General features: G+C 72.2%; 17 protein-coding genes. 13 read left to right on the plus strand and 4 right to left on the minus strand.

From position 1 onward, the window contains the following. Nucleotides 1-93 precede the first annotated feature (93 nt). Nucleotides 94-1,623, plus strand: coding sequence for a carboxypeptidase M32 (locus ACQUQ1_RS12225; RefSeq protein ID WP_435064580.1), 1,530 nt, complete (start codon nucleotides 94-96; stop codon nucleotides 1,621-1,623). Nucleotides 1,624-1,802: 179 nt separating this feature from the next. After that, complete coding sequence (locus ACQUQ1_RS12230; RefSeq protein ID WP_435064581.1) at nucleotides 1,803-2,720, plus strand: class I SAM-dependent methyltransferase; 918 nt, start codon at nucleotides 1,803-1,805, stop codon at nucleotides 2,718-2,720. Here the strand turns inward: ACQUQ1_RS12230 and ACQUQ1_RS12235 are convergent, their stop codons facing one another. Then, nucleotides 2,721-3,368 carry a DUF7095 family protein gene (locus tag ACQUQ1_RS12235; protein ID WP_435064582.1) on the minus strand — a complete coding sequence of 216 codons (648 nt, stop codon included), beginning with the start codon at nucleotides 3,366-3,368 and terminating at the stop codon, nucleotides 2,721-2,723. 299 nt (nucleotides 3,369-3,667) lie between these two features. On the opposite strand from ACQUQ1_RS12235, the gene ACQUQ1_RS12240 reads away from it, so the two are divergent. Both ACQUQ1_RS12240 and ncsA read left to right on the plus strand, forming a co-directional pair. Further along, complete coding sequence (locus ACQUQ1_RS12240) at nucleotides 3,668-5,803, plus strand: cupredoxin domain-containing protein (RefSeq protein ID WP_435064583.1); 2,136 nt, start codon at nucleotides 3,668-3,670, stop codon at nucleotides 5,801-5,803. Between the two features lie 68 nt (nucleotides 5,804-5,871). Continuing rightward, entirely contained in the window at nucleotides 5,872-6,855 is a 984-nt protein-coding gene (gene ncsA, locus ACQUQ1_RS12245; protein WP_435064584.1) for a tRNA 2-thiolation protein NcsA, read from the plus strand. 154 nt (nucleotides 6,856-7,009) lie between these two features. Here ncsA and ftsZ read toward each other — a convergent pair whose 3' ends face one another. From ftsZ to ACQUQ1_RS12260, 3 genes are all read right to left on the minus strand, one after another. Next, the gene (gene ftsZ / locus ACQUQ1_RS12250; RefSeq protein ID WP_435064585.1) at nucleotides 7,010-8,206 is read right to left on the minus strand and encodes a cell division protein FtsZ; all 1,197 of its coding nucleotides are present in this window, start codon (nucleotides 8,204-8,206) and stop codon (nucleotides 7,010-7,012) included. Nucleotides 8,207-8,208: 2 nt separating this feature from the next. Continuing rightward, entirely contained in the window at nucleotides 8,209-8,400 is a 192-nt protein-coding gene (locus ACQUQ1_RS12255; protein WP_073306558.1) for a ribbon-helix-helix domain-containing protein, read from the minus strand. A 211-nt stretch (nucleotides 8,401-8,611) separates the two neighbouring features. Continuing rightward, nucleotides 8,612-9,241, minus strand: coding sequence for a double zinc ribbon domain-containing protein (locus ACQUQ1_RS12260; RefSeq protein ID WP_435064586.1), 630 nt, complete (start codon nucleotides 9,239-9,241; stop codon nucleotides 8,612-8,614). Nucleotides 9,242-9,442: 201 nt separating this feature from the next. Here ACQUQ1_RS12260 and ACQUQ1_RS12265 point away from each other — a divergent pair, with 201 nt between their 5' ends. From ACQUQ1_RS12265 to ACQUQ1_RS12305, 9 genes are all read left to right on the plus strand, one after another. After that, nucleotides 9,443-10,429: an aldo/keto reductase gene (locus tag ACQUQ1_RS12265; protein WP_435064587.1), complete on the plus strand. Its 987-nt coding sequence runs from the start codon at nucleotides 9,443-9,445 to the stop codon at nucleotides 10,427-10,429. Nucleotides 10,430-10,499: 70 nt separating this feature from the next. Next, complete coding sequence (locus tag ACQUQ1_RS12270) at nucleotides 10,500-11,603, plus strand: metal ABC transporter substrate-binding protein (protein WP_435064588.1); 1,104 nt, start codon at nucleotides 10,500-10,502, stop codon at nucleotides 11,601-11,603. Beyond that, on the plus strand, nucleotides 11,600-12,472 hold the full coding sequence (locus ACQUQ1_RS12275) for a metal ABC transporter ATP-binding protein (RefSeq protein WP_435064589.1): 873 nt from the start codon (nucleotides 11,600-11,602) through the stop codon (nucleotides 12,470-12,472). The genes ACQUQ1_RS12270 and ACQUQ1_RS12275 overlap by 4 nt, the downstream gene beginning before the upstream one ends. Further along, on the plus strand, nucleotides 12,469-13,548 hold the full coding sequence (locus ACQUQ1_RS12280; RefSeq protein WP_435064590.1) for a metal ABC transporter permease: 1,080 nt from the start codon (nucleotides 12,469-12,471) through the stop codon (nucleotides 13,546-13,548). The genes ACQUQ1_RS12275 and ACQUQ1_RS12280 overlap by 4 nt, the downstream gene beginning before the upstream one ends. A gap of 316 nt (nucleotides 13,549-13,864) precedes the next feature. Next, entirely contained in the window at nucleotides 13,865-15,229 is a 1,365-nt protein-coding gene (locus ACQUQ1_RS12285; protein ID WP_435064591.1) for a diaminobutyrate--2-oxoglutarate transaminase family protein, read from the plus strand. Nucleotides 15,230-15,453: 224 nt separating this feature from the next. After that, nucleotides 15,454-16,995 (plus strand): pyridoxal phosphate-dependent decarboxylase family protein, encoded by a 1,542-nt coding sequence (locus ACQUQ1_RS12290; protein ID WP_435064684.1) that lies wholly within the window; start codon nucleotides 15,454-15,456, stop codon nucleotides 16,993-16,995. Then, entirely contained in the window at nucleotides 16,992-18,926 is a 1,935-nt protein-coding gene (locus ACQUQ1_RS12295) for an IucA/IucC family protein (RefSeq protein ID WP_435064592.1), read from the plus strand. The genes ACQUQ1_RS12290 and ACQUQ1_RS12295 overlap by 4 nt, the downstream gene beginning before the upstream one ends. Then, nucleotides 18,919-19,638, plus strand: a complete 720-nt coding sequence (locus ACQUQ1_RS12300) for a GNAT family N-acetyltransferase (protein ID WP_435064593.1) — start codon at nucleotides 18,919-18,921, stop codon at nucleotides 19,636-19,638. The genes ACQUQ1_RS12295 and ACQUQ1_RS12300 overlap by 8 nt, the downstream gene beginning before the upstream one ends. After that, the gene (locus ACQUQ1_RS12305; RefSeq protein ID WP_435064594.1) at nucleotides 19,635-21,215 is read left to right on the plus strand and encodes a lysine N(6)-hydroxylase/L-ornithine N(5)-oxygenase family protein; all 1,581 of its coding nucleotides are present in this window, start codon (nucleotides 19,635-19,637) and stop codon (nucleotides 21,213-21,215) included. Before ACQUQ1_RS12300 ends, ACQUQ1_RS12305 begins: the two co-directional genes overlap by 4 nt. The last annotated feature ends 116 nt before the right edge of the window (nucleotides 21,216-21,331 follow it).

A 21,331-nucleotide genomic window follows, 5' to 3' on the forward strand; every position in this document is an offset into this window, starting at 1 on the left:
CGCGGACGCGTTCGCCCGAGCCGGCGAGACGGGGAACCCGGGGACGTTCGCGTAACGGATACTTGAAAAGCGCCCGGCGGCAAGGTTTGCGCGATGGCTACCGACGCACACGGGAGCGATGCCGAGCCGGCCGACGCGTACGCCGAACTTGTGGAGCGGTTCGAGCGCATCAACGGGGTGCAGGGCGCCGCGGGCGTCCTCAGCTGGGACCAGCAGGTGATGATGCCCGAGGAGGGCACGCCCGCCCGTTCGAAGCAGCTGTCGGTGCTCTCCTCGCTGAGCCACGAGCTGCTCACCGACGACCGGACCGCCGAGCTCCTCGACGCCTGCGAGGACCTCGATCTGGACGACGAGGGGGAGGCGCTCCTGCGGGAGGCCCGCCGGGAGTTCGAGCGCGCCGACGCGGTGCCGACCGAACTCGTCGAGGAGATCTCCGAGACCTCGACGGAGGCGCTGGGCGCCTGGGAGGGGGCCCGCGCCGAGGACGACTTCGAGCAGTTCGCCCCCTACCTGGAGAAACTGGTCGACCTGAAGCGCGAGTACGCCGAGCACATCGATCCCGACCGCGACCCCTACGCGGTGCTGTTCGAGGACTACGAGCCGTACCTCCCGCTGGAACAGGCCGAAGAGGTGCTCGAAACGCTGAAGGAGACGCTCGTGCCGATGATCGACGAGATCCGCGCGAGCGACGCCGACGTGACCACCGACGCCTTCGAGGGCGAGTTCCCCGAGGACGCCCAAGAGGAGCTGTCCCGCGACGTACTCACGACGCTGGGGTACGACTGGGACCGCGGCCGGCTCGACCCCTCGACGCACCCGTTCACCTCGGGCAACGTGTACGACTGCCGGGTGACCACCCGATACGACGAGACGGACCCGCTCGGCGGGCTGATGGCGACAGTCCACGAGTTCGGCCACGCGTACTACAACCTCGGCCTCCCCGAGGAGCACTTCGGCACGCCGCTCGGCGAGTCCCGGGATCTCTCGGTCCACGAGAGCCAGTCGCGCCTGTGGGAGAACCACGTCGGGCGCTCGCCCGCCTTCTGGGAGCTGGTGCTCCCGAAGTTCGAGGAGTACTTCGACACCAACGCCTCCGCGCGGGAGGCCTACGAGTCGGCGAACCAGGTGTACGAGGACAACCTCATCCGCGTCGAGGCGGACGAACTCACCTACCACCTCCACATCGTCATCCGCTTCGAGATCGAGCGGGCGCTGATCTCGGGCGACCTCGACGTCGAGGACGTACCGGAGGTCTGGAACGACAAGTACGAGGAGTACCTGGGGATCCGCCCCGACACCGACGCGGAAGGCTGCCTGCAGGACATCCACTGGAGCCACGGCAACTTCGGCTACTTCCCGACGTACTCGCTGGGGTCGGTGTTGGCGAGCCAGCTGTTCAACGCCGCCGAGGACGACATCGGGAACATCTACGGGAGGGTCCGCGAGGGAGACTTCGAGGCGCTCCAGGAGTGGCTCCGCGGAAACGTCCACGAGCACGGGAGCCGCTACGAGACGAACGAGTTGGTCCGCGAGGCGACGGGCGAGGACTTCACCGCCGACTACTTCGTAGACTACGTGCGCTCGAAGTACGGCGACCTGTACGACCTAGAGGAGTCGGTCTAGCGGACGGCCTGTAAACGCCGTTTTCGGGGCGCTCGGTCCGTCACGAGCACTCGAACGGGGGCGGCCGGGCGAGGGGGCCGTCCAGGGGTCGCCGCCGCGCTCGTGGGGCCGCCGGGAGCGACTCCCGATCCCCCCACTTTTCACCCGGACCGCCCCACGGGTCCAACGACCACCGAACGATGCGCCGCTTCTCCGCCGACTACCTCGAACGCACGCGCCGCGGGATGTGGGAGTCGCGGGAGGCGCTCGCGCCCCTCGATCTCGACTCCCGGTCCCGGGTCCTCGACGTGGGCTGCGGCACCGGCGAACTCACCCGCGTGCTCGCCGAGGAGGCGCCCGACGCGACGGTCGTCGGCGTCGACGCGGACCTCGACCTGCTCGCGGCCGCCCGCGACGCCGGCGCGTCCGACGACCGGTCCGACGGCGACGCGGACGCCGAGGCCGACCGCTCCGACGACCGTGACCCGGAACACGACCGCGTCGACCACGACATCGACTACTGCGCCGGCGACGCCACGCGCCTGCCGTTCCCCGACGACGCCGTCGACCTCGTGGTGTGTCAGGCGCTGCTCATCAACCTCCCCGAGCCCGCCGCGGCCGTCCGGGAGTTCGCGCGCGTCTCCGCGGACCTCGTCGCCGCCGTCGAGCCGGACAACGCCGACGTGGAGGTGACCTCGACCGTCGACCGCGAGGCTGCCCTGGAGGCGCGGGTCCGGGAGGCGTACATCGCGGGCGTCGAGACGGACGTGGCGATGGGCGAGCGCGTCCGCGACCTGTTCGCCGACGCCGGCCTCTCCGGGGTCGAGTCGCGTCGCTACCGCCACGAGAAGCGGGTGGACCCGCCGTACTCCGAGGCCGACCTCCGGGGCATCGCGCGCAAGGCCAACGGCGCGGGGATCGCGGACCACGAGGCCGAACTCCGCCGGGCGCTCGCCGACGGCGACGAGAGCTACGACGCGCTCAGGCGGGAGTGGCGCGAGATGGGACGGACCGCCGCGGGGCAGGCGGCCGACCGGGAGTACGAGCGGGTCGAGCGGGTGCCGTTCGACGTGACCGTCGGCCGCGTCGCGGGAGACGGACCGGACGACCGGCCCTGATCAGACAACGTCGCCGCGGACCGTCGCGCCCTCCTGGCGCTGGCGGGACGACGCCATCGCCTCGGCGATCTCCGCCGCCTCCGCCTCGTCGACGCCGAGCATCTCCAGCGCGCCCGACAGCGTCGGGAACGGGAGCTCACCCCCGCGGAGCTTCGCCATCGTCTCCTCGGCGCGCCGGCCCTCGCCGTACAGCTGCACGCCCCGCGGGTCGAGCACCTGCTCGTAGGCGCCGCGGTCCAGGGCGGCCGTCAGGCGCTGTCTGACGTTCCGGTCGAACGGGGCGTTACACACCTCCAGGTGGACCGGCTCGTCGTTCGGGAGGAGGTGCGCCGCCAGGCACTTCTCGGGGGCCGCGTGGCCGGCGTCGTTCGCGCGGAGGTGCTCGGGGTGTTCGCGCGCCCACTCGGCCGAGACCGACTTCCCGACCCCCTTCACGCCGTGGGAGCGTTCGAACTCCTCGGCCGCGTCGGCGTCGTCCCCCCGCATGAGGAGGTCCTTCGTCACGTACACGTCGAGGCGGTCGATCGGGTCCAAGCCGAGCGCGACGTCGCCGTACACCCACACCTCGCGGACCGGCACCGGCATCCGGTCGCCGTCGACGGCGTCGATGATCGCCTCCACCCGGTCGAGGGCCGCCTCGCGCTCCATGCCGTCGGATCGGTGCGCGCTGGTGAAGCGTCTTACGCGTCTCCGCCGGTCGGACGACGGGGAACCGCGGCTGGATCGGCGGCGTTCGATCCGAGAAATTACGCGGCGCTTAGATAAGGTCCTTCGGGTCGTCGTTCGTCCCGGGGCGAAACCGCGGCGTCGTTATCTGGGATCGGTATTCACTCGCAATTATGGGTGCTGAAATAAAATGTCCGTCGGTGTTGTGTGCCGGTGAGGGACATGCACCCGGTTCGCACGAGTGGCGAGACGCTTTGGCGGTGTCCGAGGGTCGTTGTGACATGGGAAACAGACGGCGGTTCCTGACGGTCGGCGGCGCATCGCTCCTCGGCGCGTTCGCGGGCTGTTCGGCCCCGAGCGACTCCCAGGACACGCCGACCGCGACCGAAACTGACGAACCGACCGCGACCGAGACGCCGTCGTCGACGGCCACGCCGGAATCGGCGCCGCCGGGGGCCGACATGCTCGGCGGTCCCGAGAGCCTCCAGTCGAGCGCGTCCGTGAACGCCCTGACGCTGGAGTCCGACCAGGGCGCCGGGCAGTTCGTGTTCTCGCCGGCGGTCGTGTGGGTCCAGTCGGGGACGACCGTCACCTGGAACGTCAAGCAGGGGAGCCACTCGATCACCGCATACCACCCCGACAACGGCGCCCCCCTCCGGGTCCCTGAGGCGGCCAGCGCGTTCGACTCGGGGGTGCTCTCCTCCGGGCAGACGTTCGAACACACCTTCGAGACGCCGGGCGTGTACAACTACTACTGCACGCCCCACCGGTCGTTCGGGATGGTCGGCCTCGTGATTGTCGACGGCCCCCGGGGCGGCCCCGGGACGACCGCGCCCTCGGAGGTCGGCGGGACGCCGGCCGAACACCTCACGCGGCTGCTCGAACTCGCCGGCGTCAAGGGCGCCGGCGGCGGGGGGTCGGCGAACGCGTACGGCTGGCAGGCGGCGACGTGGGACTCCTACTGGTACTCGCTGTACAACATGAGCACCAACATCTCCCTGTCGGGCAACGGGGTCCTGTTCCCGCACAACGAACAGCAGCAGGAGGCGTTCGACAAGCGCGTCCCGGCGATGTTGAAACACGCCGACGTGAGCAAGCCGCCCGTGGTGAAGCCCAACCTGAACATGGCGCCGTTCACGAAGGGCGACCCCCACTTCACCCAGAAGCCGGTGTTCGACGCCGGCGACGGCCGGCCCGACGCCTCCACGCTCGCGTGGGACATGAGCGCCTCCTCGAAGGTGGTGTCGCCGTCGTCGGTCGCGTGGACCCACCTCAAGGGCGTCACGTGGGCGAAGAACTTCCAGGCGCACTTCGACGTCCTGCCGAGGAGCCTCGCCGCGAAGTTCCGCGCGCAGATGCTCACCACGCTCGCACAGATCGGGATCAAGGCGACGCTCGTGGCCGGCGGTCCGGAGGGGAACGGCGCGTTGACCAAGGGAGACTCCATGGAACTGGTCTCGGGGTTCGCCCCCGGCAAGGGGACGGTCGTCGACGCGACGGCGCGACCGAACCACCACTCCGCGATGCTGTGGTTCCTCTCGGACCTCCGCAGCCTCGCCGAGAACGGCTGGTTCGGCTACGTCAACCCCGAGCCGCTCATCCCGGCGAAGAAGATCGGCATGCTGACCGACGGGATGGCGAAGACGACGATGAACCTGTTCTCCCCGTCGGACGTCGTCTCCGCGGGGTCGACGCGCGACCTCGGGCAGATGCTCGGGGCGATCGGCTGGTACGGTACGCACGCCGGCTCCGACTCCCTCCGGTCGCGGGCGGCGGAGTACGCGAACGCGCTGGCTGCAGAGGTCGACGCGAACGTCGAATCGAACGGACGGGTGGCCGACGGCGCGAGCAACCAGGCGGCGACGCAGGGCGCCGTCGGACAGGGGCTGCTGTGGGCCTCGCAGGTCGACGGCGTCGACCACGCGGGACTCGCCGAGGACGTGCTCGCGTACCTCGTCGAGGACCTGTGGGACGAGGAGGCCGGCACGTACGCCAGCGGGACGGGCGATTCGACCTACCGGATCACCTCCCGTGACGCCGGCGACATCACCGGCGGGATCAACGCCCTGGAGGCGGTCGTCGGCCGCGACGTGAAGGCGCAGTACGCGCGCTTCTTCAACCAGACGTTCAACCGCGGGCGCCTCCAGCGGGCCGAACGGCCCCCGAGCCGCGACGGGAGCGCCGAGTACACCCTCCCGCTCCCGCCGAAGGCCGGCGGCGAGTTCGGCCAGGCGGCCGTCTACAACGACGCCGTCGAGTACGACACCGGGGCCGGCGAGTGGTCGACCGTCGACGACACCTTCACGACCGCGTGGGGGCTGTACACCGCGAACCAGGACATCTGGATCAGTCAGTGGGGCGGGGACTTCTTCCAGGGACGCGGCGTCCCCGGGGAGAGCGACACGCCCCCGAAGTGAGCGGGCCGCCACCGGGGTGAGCCCTCGGTGCGAAACGGGTATGCCCGCCCGGGCGCAACCCCGCCGTGATGGACTGCGACAGGTGCGGCGCCGACGCGGTGATGCACGCCGCCTACTCCGGGGCTCACCTCTGTGAGTCGCACTTCCGGGAGTCGGTCGAGCGGCGGGTGCGGCGGCGCGTCCGCGAGGACGACCTGCTCCCGGACGACGCCACGCCCGCGGACCCCGAGCGCTGGGTGATCGGCCTCTCCGGCGGGAAGGACAGCGTCGTGCTCGCGACGATCCTCGACGAGACGTTCGCGGAGGACCCCCGGATCGAGCTGGTCGCCCTCTCGATCCACGAGGGGATCGACGGCTACCGCGACGCCTCGCTGGAGGCCTGCGAGGAGCTGGCCGCCGACCTGGACATGCGCCACGAGACGGTGAGCTACGAGGAGGAGCTCGGCGTCCGCATGGACGACGTGGTGGAGGACGACCCCGAGGGCATGGCCGCCTGCGCCTACTGCGGCGTGTTCCGCCGGGACCTGCTGGAGACGTTCGCCGCGGACCTCGGCGCCGACAAGCTCCTCACGGGCCACAACCTCGACGACGAGGCCCAGACCGCGCTGATGAACTTCCTCGAGGGGAACACCGAGCAGATGGCCAAGCACTTCGACGCCTCGCTGGGGCCGTTCCCGGAGCGGCGCGAGAGCGAGCACTTCGTCCCGCGCGCCAAGCCCCTCCGCGACGTCCCCGAGAAGGAGGTCGCGCTGTACTGCCACCTCCGGGACCTCCCGTCACACATGGCCGAGTGCCCGCACGCCAGCGAGGCGTACCGCGGGGAGATCCGCGACCTCCTGCTCGACATGGAGGAGCGCCACCCCGGCGTCCGCCACTCGATCATGTCCGGCTACGAGGAGCTGTCGGGCGTCCTCGCCGGGGAGTACCGCGACGGGGAGGGCGCGGAGCCCGGGGACGGCCCCGACCTCTCGCCGTGCGAGCGCTGCGGGTCGAAGACCGCCCGCGACGTGTGCAGGAAGTGCGAACTGGTCGCGGCGATCGAGGCCGCGTAGCCGCCGGCCACCGGGTATCGGTCCGTCGGGAGGTCGGCTCACGCCGGGTCCCCCGGTCGGCGGCGTGGCCGCTCGCGACCGGTGAAAACGGAGAGAACTCGGGTTCCGTGCCGTCCCGTTCGGAGGGCGCCGTCGCCCGCGCGCCCGACGTCCGTCAGCGGATGACGTCGAGCCCGTTGTTCCGCTCGGTCTGCCGCTCGCGGCCGCCGTCGGACTGCCAGGCGGCCTCCTGCCCGTTAGCCTCCGCATTGGCCTTCGCGTCGAAATCGAGGTCGGACGCCTGTCCGCCCTCGATGCTCTGTCGCGACTTGTCGGCCTGCTTCTGCGTGCTCGGGCCGAGCACCTGCGCGCTCTGGACCCCGGTCATGATCGCCATGACGCGGACCTTGCCCTTGTACTCCTCCTGGATGCGCGCGCCCCAGATGACGTTGGCGCTGGCCTCCAGGCGCTCGGTGATGTTGTCGGCGATGCCCTCGGCCTCCTTCAGCGTGAGGTCGGGGCCGCCGGTGATGTGGACGAGGCCGCCCGAGGCCCCGCGGTAGTCCACGTCGAGCAGGGGGTGGTTCATCGCGTCGTTGACCACCTCCTGGGTCTTGTTCTTGTCCTGGGTCTCGCCGACGAGCATCACCGCGACGCCGCCCTGGTTCATGATCGTGGACATGTCCGCGTAGTCCAGGTTGATGAGCGAGGGCTGGGTGATGGTCTCGGAGATGCCCTTCACCGTCTCGGCGATGATCTGGTCCATCACCGAGAACGCCTTCCCGATCGGCAGGTTCGGGACGTAATCGAGGAGGCGGTTGTTGTCGAGCACGATGATCGAGTCGGCCTCGTTGCGGAGCTCCTCGAGCCCCTCCTCGGCCTTCACCGTGCGGGCGCGCTCGACGTTGAACGGCGTCGACACCATGCCGACGACGATGGCGCCCTGCTCTTTGGCGATCTTCGAGACGACCGGCGCCGCGCCGGTGCCCGTTCCGCCGCCCATGCCGGCGGTGACGAACACGAGGTCCGCGTCGCCGAGCACCTCCTTGATCGTCCCCTGGGCCATCTCGGTGGCGCGCTCGCCCATCGAGGGGTCGCCGCCCGCCCCGAGCCCCTGGGTGAGGGACTTGCCGACGAGGATCTTCGTGTCGGCCTCGATCATCTTGAGGTGCTGTTTGTCGGTGTTGATCGCGACGGTCTCGGCGCCGTCGACGCCGATGTTGTACAGGCGGTTGATCGTGTTGTTGCCCGCGCCGCCGGCGCCGACGATGACGATCCGGGGGTCCCCGAACTCGTCGTCGTCCGCGGCCGCGTCCATGCTCCGCTGCTCGGCCTCGGCGTTCTCCAGGGCGTCCTGAACGATGTCCTGCATCGTTACACCTTGGCCCAGCTGCGCTTGCTGCGCTCGCCGCGCGTGCGCTCGCCGGACGTGTCGGCCTGCTCGTTGAGCATGTCGCGGACGGCGGAGCGAATCGCCTCGCTGCGATTCGGGAACTCCCCCGTCTCGACCATCTGTTCGACCTCCTCGATCTGCTGTTTCGGGATCCGTAGTGTCACACGCTCCATTGTTCTTGCATTCCCCCGGTAAGACGACGCACGCACACGCGTGGCCTCACGGCCGCGGTCGGGGTTTCCCCGCCCCGATCGCGGCTGTAAGACGTGTCGTCTTACGCATCACTACCATCAGACCGTTCGTATATAAATATATCGGCGGTGTATGACACGGTCGGCCGGGTTGTCTTACGCCCGGACCGTGCGCGTCCGTCGGGCGCGTGTCCTACCGACCCTCGAGCACGTCGGCGGCCGGCGTCCGCCGGCCGCAGCTCGGACAGAAGCCCCAGTCGGAGCGGAGCTCGTCGCCGCACTCGCAGAACAGCCGGCGGCTCGTCTTCTCGCCGCAGTTCGGACAGTACACGTGGTCGTCGGAGACCTCCTCGCCGCACTGCGCGCAGGCGGCGGCCCCGTCGGACCCCGCGGCGTCGGACGGTTCCGCGTCGGCCGGCCGCCGCTCCGTCGTCGCGTCGGGCGTCGCCGCCGTCTCCGGGTCGGCCGAGCGCTCGACGTCGGCGCCGCCGGCGCCGTCGACGTTCACCGTGAGGTTCACCGCGGGCGCCCCGGACGACATCCCGAAGGGACGGGCCTCCCCCGGCGCGAGCCGGCCGCGGCGCGCGCCGAGTTCCTCGTCGAGGCGGGCCGTCACCAGCTCGTCGACGCGCGCCGCGAGCGCGTCGTCGAGGTCCGACCGGCACTCGTCGGCCGCCTCCCCCGACTCCTCGGGGGCCGTCCGCCGCTCCGCGTCGTCGAGGTAGCTGCGGAGCGCCTCCCGCATGACCTCGCTCTTCGACGCCTCGAACTCCTCGAGGCGGTCGACGAGGTCCGCGTCGGCGCGGAAGGTTATCTTGCTCATTGCCACCCGATTGCGACAGCGCCCTTATCAAACTATCCCCGCGTCCGACGCGTGAACGACGCGGCGCGTCTTACGAACGGGGCGACCGCGGGGAAGGAGCGGAACGACCGCGGGCGATAACCGCGACGACCGCGACGCCCGTCGCGTGCGCTGCGGCTCCGGGACCACAGTCGTCTTACACGCCCGCGCCGAGGGACGCGTATGCGACACCGCGAACTCGGCGACATGGGCGAGGTGACCGAGGTCGGACTGGGCACGTGGAACATCGGCGGCGACTGGGGCGACGTGTCCGACGAAGTGGGTCGCGAGGCGGTCCGCGCCGCCCTGGACGCCGGCGTCGACTTCCTCGACACCGCCGACGTGTACGGCGACGGGCGCAGCGAGCGCCACGTCGGGCACGTCCTCGACGAGCGCGACGCCCACGACGAGGTGACCGTCGCGACGAAGGCCGGCCGCCGACTCGACCCGCACACGGCCGACGGCTACACCGCCGAGAACCTGGAGCGGTTCGTCGACCGCTCCCGGGAGAACCTCGGCGAGGACACGCTCGACCTGCTCCAGCTCCACTGCCCGCCGACGGACGTGTACTACGACCCGGACGTGTTCGGCGCGCTCGCGGACCTGCGCGCACGCGGGAAGGTGGGGAGCTACGGCGTCAGCGTCGAGCGCGTCGAGGAGGGGCTGAAGGCCATCGAGTACCCGGGCGTCGAGACGGTCCAGATAATCTTCAACCCGTTCCGGCAGCGTCCGGCGGAGCTGTTCTTCGAGGAGGCCGCCCGCCGCGGGGTTGGGGTCATCGTCCGCGTCCCGCTCGCCTCCGGGCTGTTGACCGGGACGATCGACCGCGACACGGAGTTCCCCGAGAACGACCACCGCAACTTCAACCGCGACGGCGAGGCGTTCGACGTGGGGGAGACCTTCGCCGGCGTCCCCCTCGACGCCGGCGTCGACGCGGTGGAGGCGCTGGAGCCGCACGTCCCGGAGGGGATGACGCTCCCGCAGTTCACCCTCCGGTGGATCCTCGACTTCGACGCCGTCTCGACGGTCATCCCCGGCTCCACCTCCCCGGCGCACATCGAGAGCAACGTCGCAGCCGCCGACCTGGACCCGCTGCCGCACCGGCTCCACGGCGTCGTCCGCGACGTGTACGAGGAGTACGTCGCGGCGCACGTCCACCAGCGGTGGTGAATTAGACTCATCTAATTCTCTACTTCAGTCGCAACAACTATACTGTTCGGTTGCCCTCGTACAGGTGAGTATGACCGACACACGCGACCCGGCGGGTTCGCCGGGGACCACCAGACGGCGGTTCCTCGCGGGGGGCGCGGGCCTCGCCGCGGCGGGGCTCGCCGGCTGTCTCGGCGGCGCCGCCGGGAGCAGCACTGCGGGCGACGGACCGGGCTCCGGGAACGACGGCGGACGCGGCGACGGGGGCGACGGCCCGGTCGCGGTCGCCTCCTTCTTCAGCTTCTACGACTTCGGGCGGCAGATCGCCGCGGACACCCCGATCACGGTCCGGAACCTCGTCCCGACCGGGCTGCACGGGCACGGCTGGGAACCCGACGCGAGCGTCACCCGCGACATCGTCGAGGCGGACGCGTTCGTCCACGTGGGCGAGGACTTCCAGCCGTGGGCGGACCGCGCCATCCGGACGCTGAAGGACGACGACGCCGACACGGCGCTCATCAACGTCCGCGAGGGGATCGACCTGATCCCGCTGGCCGACAGCCTCGACCCCGAGGAGGAGGGCGTCGGCGAGGGTCGCGGGCGGGACCCGCACTTCTGGCTCGACCCGCGGCGGGCGAAGCAGTCCGTCGACAACATCACGGCGGGGTTCGTCGAGCTCGCGCCCGACCACGAGGACACGCTCCGCGACAACGCCGAGACGTACAAGGCCGACGTGCTCGACCGCATCGACGCCGACTACGAGGCCGTCTTCGAGGCCGCCGAGCGCGACGTGGTCCAGCTGGCGGCCCACAACGCCTTCCAGTACATCGCCGACCGGTACGGGGTGCAGATGCGCCCGCTCGTCGTCAACCTCGCCGCCAGCGGCGACGTGAAGCCGTCGGACATCGTCGAGGCCAAGCGCGTCATCGAGGAGAACGACATCCGCTACATCGGCGCGGGCGTCTTCGAGACGCGCCGCCCGGCGAAACAGCTGATCGCCGAGACCGACGTGGAGGCGTACTACCCGGTGACGCCGTACGCGGGCGTGCGCGAGGACTGGGTGGAGAACGAGTGGGGGTACGAGGAGATCGCGTACAACATCAACATGCCCACCTTCGAGGTCGTCCTCGGGAACAAACCGCCCGAGGAGGCCGGCTACGACGGGTGGAACGAGGAGTGGAGGAACTTCGAATGAGCCGCGCCGAACGGGATCACGCCGCAGTCGACGACGGAGCCGCAGTCGACGGGAGGGCCGTCGAGGACGGAGCCGCGACCGACGGCGACGTCGCCGACGGGGACGGCGACGGTCCCGCGGCCGGCCCGGCGAGCGGCGACGTGATCGAGCTGTCCGACGTGACGTTCGGCTACACCGCCGCGCCGGTGGTCGAGGACGTCGACCTGGCGATCGAGGCGGGCGAGTACGTCGCCGTCGTCGGGCCGAACGGCTCCGGGAAGTCGACGCTCATGAAGCTCATGCTCGGGCTGTTGCGCCCGGACGAGGGCGAGGCGACGCTGTTCGGCGAGCCGGCCCACGCCTTCGACGACGGCGAGCGGGTCGGCTACGTCTCCCAGCACGCCAGCGCCGCCAAGGAGATGCCGATCACCGTCCGCGAGGTGGTGAAGATGGGGCGGTTCGCGCACGTCGGGTTCGGCAGGCTGTCGGCCGACGACTGGGCGGCCGTCGACGAGGCGCTCGCCACGGTCGGCATGCGCGAGTTCGCGGACCGCCGGATCACGAAGCTCTCGGGCGGCCAGCGCCAGCGGGCGTTCATCGCACGGGCGCTGGCGGGCGAGGCCGACCTGCTCGTGCTCGACGAGCCGACCGTCGGCGTCGACGCCGAGTCCGTCGAAGCGTTCTACGACCTGCTCGCGGCGCTCAACGACGGGGGGATCACCGTCCTGCTCATCGAGCACGACCTCGGCGCCGTCGTCGACCACGCCGAGCGGGTGGTGTGTCTCAACCGCGGGGTGTACTTCGACGGACCCACCGACGAGTTCGTCGGGAGCGACGCCCTCGCGCGGGCCTTCGGCGCCGCAGGGGGGATCCTCGGGGGCGAGCGATGACGCTCCCGACCGGGGCCGCCGGGGCGCTCGCGGCGGCCGTCGCGGCTCCCTCGACAGCGTCGCCGGCGGCGGTCCTCCTGCAGTCCGACGGGAGCGCGCTCGACCCCGTCCTCGCGCCGCTGTACTACCTGCTCGACCTGTGGTCGCTGCTGATGGCCGCGCTCGGGGACGCGACCGGGCTGGAGCTGCTCCGGTACGGGTTCATGCACCGCGCGATCCTCGTCGGCCTGTGTATCGGCGTGATGGCGCCGCTCATCGGGACGTTCCTCGTCCATCGGCAGCTGGCGCTCATCGGCGACGCGCTCGCGCACACCGCGTTCGCGGGCGTCGCCGTCGGGCTGTTCCTCAACGGCGTGCTCAGCCTCGGCGTCTCGCCGTACCTCACCGCCGTCGTCGTCGCGGTGATCGCGGCGCTGCTGATCGAGGTGATCTCGGAGACGACCGACGCGTACAACGACGTGTCGATGGCGATCGTCCTCTCGACGGGGTTCGCCCTCGGGACGGTGCTGATCAGCCTGAACGCCGGCGGCCTCGCGGTCGGGATCAACCAGTACCTGTTCGGCAACCTCGCGACGGTGTCGGCGGAGAACGCCGCCATCCTGCTCGTGCTGTTCGGGGTCATCGTCGCGACCGTCGGCCTCACCCGCAACCAGCTCCTGTACGTCACCTTCGACGAGACGGCCGCGGAGGTGTCGGGGATCCCCGTGAACTGGTACAACCGCGTGATGGTGATGCTCACGGCGCTGGTGGTCGTCGGCGCGATGCAGATCATGGGCGTCATCCTCGTGGCCGCGATGCTCGTCGTGCCCGTCGCCGGCGCCGCGCAGGTGTCCCGGAGCTTCACGGGGTCGCTGCTCGCGTCGGTCGTCCTCGCCGAGCTGGCCGTCCTGCTCGGCATCGGCCTCTCCTACTACGGCGAGGCGACTGCGGGCGGCGTCATCGTCCTGGTCGCCGTCGCCATCTACGCCGCCTGCGTCGCGTTCGGGAAGCTCCGCGCGGCCCGCGGCGACGACGCGGCGCCGGAACTCGGCAGCATCGACGCGGAGGAGTCCGGGTCGGCAGCGACCTCCGACTGACGGCCCGGCACCGATTTCGTATCGCGTTCTGTGGTTTATCGGTGGGACCGAGGGTCGGCCTCTCCCCCCGCCGACGGGGCGAGCGCGTGGCGGACCGCGACGGAAATTCTTTAGGCCGGCCGAAACAACGCGGATGTATTCGCACATCCATGGAAGAAACTAATCGGCCGATGACACGAAACAGGGACACGTGACGCTGTCGGAGAGTTTTAGGTCCACCTAACGATCGACGGATTTATCCTGTTTTAGGCTAGCCTAAATCCTGCATGCGGAACGACACGGCAGACGGCCGACGCGTCCGCGGGGGGGCGTCGCCGTGAGATACGACGAGTCGAACGCCGAGTTGCTCGCGAGCCAGCGGCGGCGGGAGTCGAGCGCTCGGACGTACCCGCGCTCGCTCCCGTTCGCGGTGGAGCGCGCCCGCGGCCTGGAGCTGACCGACGCCGACGGGAACGACTACCTCGACTGTCTGGCCGGGGCCGGAACGCTCGCGCTCGGCCACAACGACCCGGAGGTGACCGCCGAGCTGGAGCGGCTGCTGGCGGAGGACCGCCCGCTGCACACGCTCGACATCACCACCCCCGAGAAGGAGGCGTTCGTCGACGCGCTGTTCGACAGCCTCCCCGACGAGTTCGCCTCGCGCGCGAAGGTGCAGTTCTGCTCGCCCGCGGGTACCGACGCCGTCGAGGCGGCGCTGAAGCTGACGAAGACCGCGACCGGGAACCGGAGCGTGCTCGCCTTCCAGGGCGGCTACCACGGGATGACGAACGGCGCGCTCAGCCTCATGGGCGACACCGACGCGAAGGGGCCGGTGCCGGGGCTGATGCCGGACGTGCACCACCTCCCGTACCCGGATCCGTACCGCCACCCGTTCGGGCTGGAGCCGGGCGAACACGAGTCGGTGAGCCGCTTCGCTGAGCGGGCGATCGCCGACCCCGAGAGCGGGATCGCCGACCCCGCCGCCGCGGTGCTCGAACTCGTCCAGGGCGAGGGGGGCGTCAACCCCGCGCCCGACGGGTGGGTCCGGGAGGTCAGGCGGATCACCCGCGAGCACGACGTCCCGATGATCGTCGACGAGATCCAGACCGGGCTCGGCCGCACCGGCGAGACGTGGTCGTTCGAGCACGCGGGCGTCGTCCCCGACGTGATCACCTGCTCGAAGGCGGTCGGCGGCGGGCTGCCGCTCTCGGTCGTCGTCTACGACGAGGAGCTGGACGCGTGGGAGCCCGGCGCGCACGCGGGCACCTTCCGCGGTCACCAGCTCGCGATGGCCGCCGGCCGCGTCACGATCCGGCGCGTCCTGGCGGAGGACCTCGACGAGCACGCCGCCGCGATGGGCGAGCGCCTCCGCGAACCGCTGGAGGCGCTCGCGGCCCGCTTCGACGCCGTCGGCGACGTCCGCGGGCGCGGGCTCATGCTCGGCGTCGAGTTCGTCGACCCCGAGGCGGGCACCGACGACGGCGACCTGCCCCCGCCGCCGGACGGCGACCTCGCGTCGGCGGTGAGGGCGGCGTGCTTCGACCGCGGGCTCGTCATCGAGACGGGCGGCCGGGACTCGGCGGTCGCCCGCTTCCTCCCGCCGCTGGTCGTCACGCGCGAGCAGGTCGACGAGATCGCCGCCCGGTTCGCCGAGGCGGTCGAGTCGGTCCTCGCGGCCGAGGGGGCGGAGGTGGCGGCGTGAGCCCCGGACGCGGCGTGGGCGAGCGTCGCTCGCCCGACGCCCGGCGCGGGTCGGAGGCGGACCCCGACCTGGCCGCCGGAGGCGACGGCGGTGCCGACCGTGACGGGACCGCAGACGGCGAGGACGACCGCTACCCCGGGGACGGGTCGGCCGCCCGGGGACGCGCGCTGGCGGAGGGGCTGTTCCTCGGGAGCGAGGCCGGCAACGAGGCGTACGCCGAGGCGATGGCGACCGCGCGCGACGCGGTGCTGGACGTCGTCGGCGACCCCGACGGCCCCTACTCGGGCGCGACCTACGCGGACCTGCGCGAGCGCCTCGACGGCGTCACGCTCCCCGAGACGGGCGCGCCGCTTGACGACGTGCTCGCGGACGTGCGCGACGGCGTGCTCGCGGACGCGGTGTACCCCAGCGACGAGGCGTGCGTCGCGCACCTCCAGTGCCCGCCGACGGTCCCCTCGCTGGCGGCCGAGGCGATGCTCGCGGCCGTCAACCAGTCGCTCGACTCCTTCGACCAGGCGCCAGCCGCGACCGTCGTCGAGGAGCGCCTCGTGGCGGACCTGGCGGACCTGTTCGGCCTGGGGCCGGACGCCGACGGCGTGCTCACCGGCGGCGGCACCGAGTCGAACCACCAGGGGCTGCTGCTCGCGCGCGACCGGTACGTCGCCGAGACGTTCGACCGCTCGGTCCGCGAGGCGGGGCTGCCGCCGGAGGCGGGCGACATGCGCGTGCTCTGCTCGGCGGACGCCCACTTCACGGCCGCCCAGTCGGCCGCCCTGCTCGGCCTCGGCGAGGACGCCGTCGTCGAGGTGCCGACCGACGACCGCCGCCGGATGGACCCGGACGCGCTCCGGGTGGAACTCGACCGCCTGGAGGCGGCGGGCGACCGGCCGTTCGCGCTCGTCGCCACCGCGGGGACGACCGACTTCGGCAGCGTCGACCCGCTCGCGGAGCTGGCGGACGTGGCCGACGCCCGCGACCTCTGGCTCCACGTCGACGCCGCGTTCGGCGGCGCGCTCGCCGTCAGCGACGACCACCGCGACGTGCTGTCGGGGATCGGGCGGGCCGACTCGCTGGCGGTCGACTTCCACAAGCTGTTCTTCCAGCCGATCGCCTGCGGGGCGTTCCTGCTCGGCGACGGGGGCGACTTCCGGTACATGAGCCGCAACGCGGCGTACCTCAACCCGGAGGCCGACGAGGTGCCGAACCTCGTGGGGAAGTCGACGCGGACGACCCGGCGGTTCGACGCGCTGAAGCCGTACGTCGCGTTCCGGACGCTCGGCCGCGAGGGGCTGGCCGCGCTCGTCGACCGGACGGTCGCGCTCGCCGACCGCGTCGCGGGCGAGATCCGCGCCGACCCGGCGTTCGAGCTCGCCTGCGAGCCGACGATCAACGCGGTGACGTTCCGGTACACGCCGCTTCGCGACCGCCCCGACCGCGACCCCGGCGCGTGGGCCGACCGGGTGAACCGGGAGGCGCGCGACCGGCTGTTCGAGGCCGGCCGGGGCGTGGTCGCGCGGACCGAGGTGGACGGCCGGGCGCACCTGAAGTTCACGCTGATGAACCCCCGGACGACCGTCGACGACGTCCGCGACCTCCTCGTCGCGCTGAAAGGACACGCCGCGGCCGTCGAGGCCGAGGGGGCCGAGCGGACGGACGGGGCCGGCTCGACCGACCGCGAGGGGACGGAGGCGCTCCGGTCCGACCGCCGGCGGGACGGCGACGCTCCGTCCGGGGCGACCGCCGACGCGACGGGGGTGGACCGGTGACGGGCGTCGGGACCGTCGCCGACTCCCCCGCCGAGCACGCGGAGTCGGCGACCCTGCACGCGTTCCTCAACTGCTACCTCCGGGAGACGGGCGCCGGCGAGGTCCTCCCCCCGAGCGCGGTCCCGGACGGGGTCCCGGCGGGCGCCGACCGCGCCGACGGTCGGGTCGTCCGCGTCCCGTTCCCCCGACAGGGGGTCGCCGCGTTCGCGCCGCTGCGCTACGAGTCGGCGACCGGCCGGCACCTGTTCCGCCTCCCGGCGTACGCCCGCGGCGTCGGCGCCGGGGCGGACCCGCGCGTGACCGACGGGTCGGGCGCCGTCGACGCGACCGCGGTCGACGCCGCCGACGGCACCGCTCCCGAGCCGCTCGATTCGGGGACGCTGGCGGCGCTCGCGCGGCGGGAACTCGCGCTCGACGCCGGCGACCCGACCGCGGGCGACGACCTCCTGCGCCGGGTGCTCGCCTCGCGGCGCGCGACCGAGCGGTTCGCCGCCGCCCGCGACGACCCCGCCGAGCACGACCGGATGTACGGCGGGACGGTCGGCTTCCGCGACGCCGAGCAGTCGCTGGTGTACGGCCACCACCTCCACCCGACGCCCAAGAGCCGGGAGGGGATCCCGGACCACGAGGCGGGGCGGTACGCCCCGGAGCTCCGCGGCGGCTTCCCGCTGCGGTTCTTCGCGGCCGACCCCGCCGTCGTCTCGGAGTGGTCCGCCCGGGACGGGACCGCCGCCGAGTGGGTCGACGCGCTCGTCGCCGACGCCGACGACGCGCCCGCGGCCGCCGACGAGGCCGTCGCGGCGGGGGAGGCGCTCGTTCCGGTCCACCCCTGGCAGGCCGACTACCTCCGCTCGCAGCCGCACGTCGAGGCGGCGCTCGACCGCGGCGACGTGCGCGACCTCGGCGCGTTCGGGCCGACGTTCCACCCGACCTCGTCGGTACGGACGCTGTGGAGCCCCGACGCGCCCTTCATGGTCAAGGGGTCGCTCGCGGTGCGGATCACCAACGCCGAGCGGACGAACAAGCGCCCCGAGCTGGCCCGGGGGGTCGCCGTCTCCGAGCTGCTCGCGACCGGGTTCGGCGACGCGCTCGCCGACCGCTTCCCGGACTTCTCGGTCGTCGAGGACCCCGCCGCGCTCACGCTCGACCTCGGTGAGGGGCCGGAGTCCGGCTTCGAGACCGTGCTGCGGGAGAACCCCTTCCGCGGCGACGACGCGAGGAACGTCACCCCGGTCGTCGGGCTGTGTCAGGACGGCCTCGACGGCCCCTCGCGGGCCGCCCGGGTCGTCGCCCGCGTCGCCGAGCGCGAGGGCCGCTCCGAGCGGGCGGTCGCCCGCGAGTGGTTCCGGGCGTACCTCTCGGTCACGGTCCGGCCGGTGCTGTGGACGTACTTCGAGCTCGGCGTCGGCGTCGAGGCCCACCAGCAGAACACGCTCGTGCGCCTCGACGGCGACGGGTGGCCCGTCGAGGGGTTCTACCGCGACAACCAGGGGTACTACTTCCCCGAGTCGCGGTACGACCGCGTCGACGGGTGGCTCCCCGGCGTCGGCGAGCGCGCCGACACCGTCTGCCCGGACGCCGTCGCCGACGAGCGCCTGCGCTACTACGTCGTCCTCAACAACGCCCTCGGCGTCGTGAACGCCCTCGGCGCCGGCGGCGTCGCCGACGAGCCCGACCTCCTCGCCGTGCTCCGGGCGGAGCTGGAATCGCTCGCCGACCACGAGCCCGACGCCTCGACGCTCGTGTCGGGGCTGCTCTCGGAGCGCCGGGTCCCGTGTAAGGCGAACCTGCTCACCCGCTTCGAGGGCCTCGACGAGCTGGAGAACGACCTGGAGAACCAGTCCGTCTACACCGACGTCGAGAACCCGATCGTGACGCGGGTGTCCGGCGGGACCGACCCCGTCTCGACGACCACTACGTCCGATGACTGACGCGCTCAGCCTGCTGTCCGACGACTGCGAGTACCGCCGCCCCGCGCCGGGCGTCGACCGGACGGTGTCGTTCCGCCCGGTCGAGCTCCCGCGGGACCTCGACCGCCTCCACGCGTGGCTCACGAGCGAGCACGTGCGCCCCTACTGGGAGATGGGCGCGCCGCTGCCGGCGTTCCGCCGGGCGCTCTCCGAGCGGCTCGACGACGACCACGTCACCCCGTACGTCGGCCGCGTGGACGGCGTCCCGATGAGTTACTTCGAGCGCTACTGGGCCGCCGAGGACCCCCTCGCGGACCACTACGACGCCCGCGACGGCGACCAGGGCATCCACCTCCTGATCGGCCCCGAGGAGTACCTCGGCCGCGGGTACGGCACCGCCCTCCTGCGGTCGATGGCCGACCTCGCGTTCCGTCACCCCGGCACCGACCGCGTCGTCGCCGAGCCGGACGCCCGCAACGACGCCGCGATCCGGGCGTTCGAGCGGGTCGGATTCCGGCCACGCGGTGAGTTCCGCTTCCCCCACGAGGGGAAGGACGCGACCCTGCTGGTGTGCGAGCGCGCCCGGTTCGAGCGGTCGTTCTCCCCCGGCGCGCTGGCGGCCGAGGCCGCCGCGGCGGACGCGGACGACCCGGGAGACGCGGCCGCCGCGGGCGACGCCGAGGCCGCGACGGACCGCGACGGCGACGCCGGGTCCGCGGGGGTGGAGCGATGAGCGAGGGGTCGACCGATCCCGCGGGCCGCGGCGTCGACGGCGACTCAGACCGCGCCGATCCCGCCGACAGCGTCGACCGCGATCCCGCGGACGGCGACTCCACGGACGGCGATCCGGACCGCGTCCGCGACCTCGTCGGCGTCGGCCTCGGCCCGTTCGACCTGGGGCTCGCGGCGCTGATCGAGGGGAGCGACGACGTGCCGCTTTCCGCCGTCTTCCTCGAACAGAAGCCGGCGTTCGTCTGGCACGAGGGGATGCTCATCGAGGGGACGACCCTGGAGGTGCCGTTCCTCGCCGACCTGGTGACGCTCGCGGACCCGACGAACCCGTACAGCTACCTCAACTACCTCCGCGAGCGCGACCGGCTGTACGAGTTCTACTTCTACGAGACGTTCCAGATCCCCCGGCGGGAGTACGACGACTACTGCCGGTGGGTCGCGGAGACGCTGGAGTGTGCCCGCTTCTCGCGGCGGGTGGTCGACGTCGAGCCGGTTGGGAAGGAGCACCCGGAGGCGAACTTCCGCGTGACCGCGGTCCGTCCCGAGGACCCCGCGGAGCCCGCGGCGACCGACCCGGACGCCCCGGGGGTCGAGCGGTACCGCTACCTCGCGCGCGATCTCGTGGTCGGCGTCGGCTCCCGGCCGTACGTCCCCGAGGCGTTCCGCGGCTTCCCCGACGACGAGGTGTTCCACACCGCGGGGTACCTGCCGAACCGCGAGTCGGTGCTCGAGGCGGAGTCGATCGCGGTGGTCGGCTCCGGGCAGAGCGCGGCGGAGGTGTTCCAGAACCTGCTCGACCGACAGCCGGAACACGGCTACCGGCTCGACTGGGTCACCCGGTCGGACGGGTTCTTCCCGATGGAGTACTCGAAGCTCGGGCTCCAGCACTTCACGCCGGAGTACACCGACTACGTGTACGACCTGCCCCAGCCGCTCAAGGACGACCTCATCCCCGAGCAGGACCTGCTGTACAAGGGGATCGACCCGGACACGAGCGACGAGATCTACGAGGCGCTGTACGAGCACTCCGTCGGCGACCGCGACCCCGACGTGGGCATGATCGCGATGACCGAGGTGGAGGGCATCGAGCGCGTCGGGCCGGGCCGCTACCGGGTCGACTGCCGCCAGCGACAGGAGGACACCGCGTTCGCGTTCGAGACGGAGGCGGTGGTGCTCGGGACGGGATACCACCGCCCGACGCCGTCGTTCCTCTCGTCGCTGGAGCCCCGTATCGACCGCGACGAGCACGGTCGCCCCCGCGTCGGCCGCGAGTACGCGCTGGAGGGGGACCTCCCGGGGGAGGTGTTCGTCCAGAACGCCGAGGTGCACACCCACGGGGTGGGCGCGCCGGACCTCGGGCTCGGCACCTACCGGAACGCGGTGATCCTCGACCGCCTGCTCGCGGACTCGCCGTACCCGGTCGACCGGAACACCGTCTTCCAGGACTTCTCGCCGGCCCGGTACGTCGAACACGCGCCCGCCGGTCGCCTCCGCGGGGAGGCAGAGGGAGCCGACTCCGGCGGGCGGACCGGCGACGACCGCGGCCGGCCGGCCGAGCCCCCGCGGGGTGACGACTGACGCCGGCGCCTCGCGTCGCCCCGCGGGACCGGCGCCCGCGGGCGCACCGACCGACGGTCCGCCGGGGAGCCGCACGTCCGTCGAGGACCGAACGCACCGCCGACCGACCGACACGC

It is taken from the genome of Halobaculum sp. EA56, from assembly GCF_051195075.1.
Taxonomy (GTDB): Archaea; Halobacteriota; Halobacteria; order Halobacteriales; family Haloferacaceae; genus Halobaculum.

What these genes read in the sequence shown, in the direction of transcription:
- ACQUQ1_RS12225 (WP_435064580.1), top strand. Translation starts at nt 94, where the DNA reads ATGGCTACCGACGCACACGGGAGCGATGCCGAGCCGGCCGACGCGTAC.
- ACQUQ1_RS12230 (WP_435064581.1), top strand. Translation starts at nt 1,803, where the DNA reads ATGCGCCGCTTCTCCGCCGACTACCTCGAACGCACGCGCCGCGGGATG.
- ACQUQ1_RS12235 (WP_435064582.1), bottom strand. Translation starts at nt 3,368, where the DNA reads ATGGAGCGCGAGGCGGCCCTCGACCGGGTGGAGGCGATCATCGACGCC.
- ACQUQ1_RS12240 (WP_435064583.1), top strand. Translation starts at nt 3,668, where the DNA reads ATGGGAAACAGACGGCGGTTCCTGACGGTCGGCGGCGCATCGCTCCTC.
- ncsA (WP_435064584.1), top strand. Translation starts at nt 5,872, where the DNA reads ATGGACTGCGACAGGTGCGGCGCCGACGCGGTGATGCACGCCGCCTAC.
- ftsZ (WP_435064585.1), bottom strand. Translation starts at nt 8,206, where the DNA reads ATGCAGGACATCGTTCAGGACGCCCTGGAGAACGCCGAGGCCGAGCAG.
- ACQUQ1_RS12255 (WP_073306558.1), bottom strand. Translation starts at nt 8,400, where the DNA reads ATGGAGCGTGTGACACTACGGATCCCGAAACAGCAGATCGAGGAGGTC.
- ACQUQ1_RS12260 (WP_435064586.1), bottom strand. Translation starts at nt 9,241, where the DNA reads ATGAGCAAGATAACCTTCCGCGCCGACGCGGACCTCGTCGACCGCCTC.
- ACQUQ1_RS12265 (WP_435064587.1), top strand. Translation starts at nt 9,443, where the DNA reads ATGCGACACCGCGAACTCGGCGACATGGGCGAGGTGACCGAGGTCGGA.
- ACQUQ1_RS12270 (WP_435064588.1), top strand. Translation starts at nt 10,500, where the DNA reads ATGACCGACACACGCGACCCGGCGGGTTCGCCGGGGACCACCAGACGG.
- ACQUQ1_RS12275 (WP_435064589.1), top strand. Translation starts at nt 11,600, where the DNA reads ATGAGCCGCGCCGAACGGGATCACGCCGCAGTCGACGACGGAGCCGCA.
- ACQUQ1_RS12280 (WP_435064590.1), top strand. Translation starts at nt 12,469, where the DNA reads ATGACGCTCCCGACCGGGGCCGCCGGGGCGCTCGCGGCGGCCGTCGCG.
- ACQUQ1_RS12290 (WP_435064684.1), top strand. Translation starts at nt 15,454, where the DNA reads ATGGCGACCGCGCGCGACGCGGTGCTGGACGTCGTCGGCGACCCCGAC.
- ACQUQ1_RS12300 (WP_435064593.1), top strand. Translation starts at nt 18,919, where the DNA reads ATGACTGACGCGCTCAGCCTGCTGTCCGACGACTGCGAGTACCGCCGC.
- ACQUQ1_RS12305 (WP_435064594.1), top strand. Translation starts at nt 19,635, where the DNA reads ATGAGCGAGGGGTCGACCGATCCCGCGGGCCGCGGCGTCGACGGCGAC.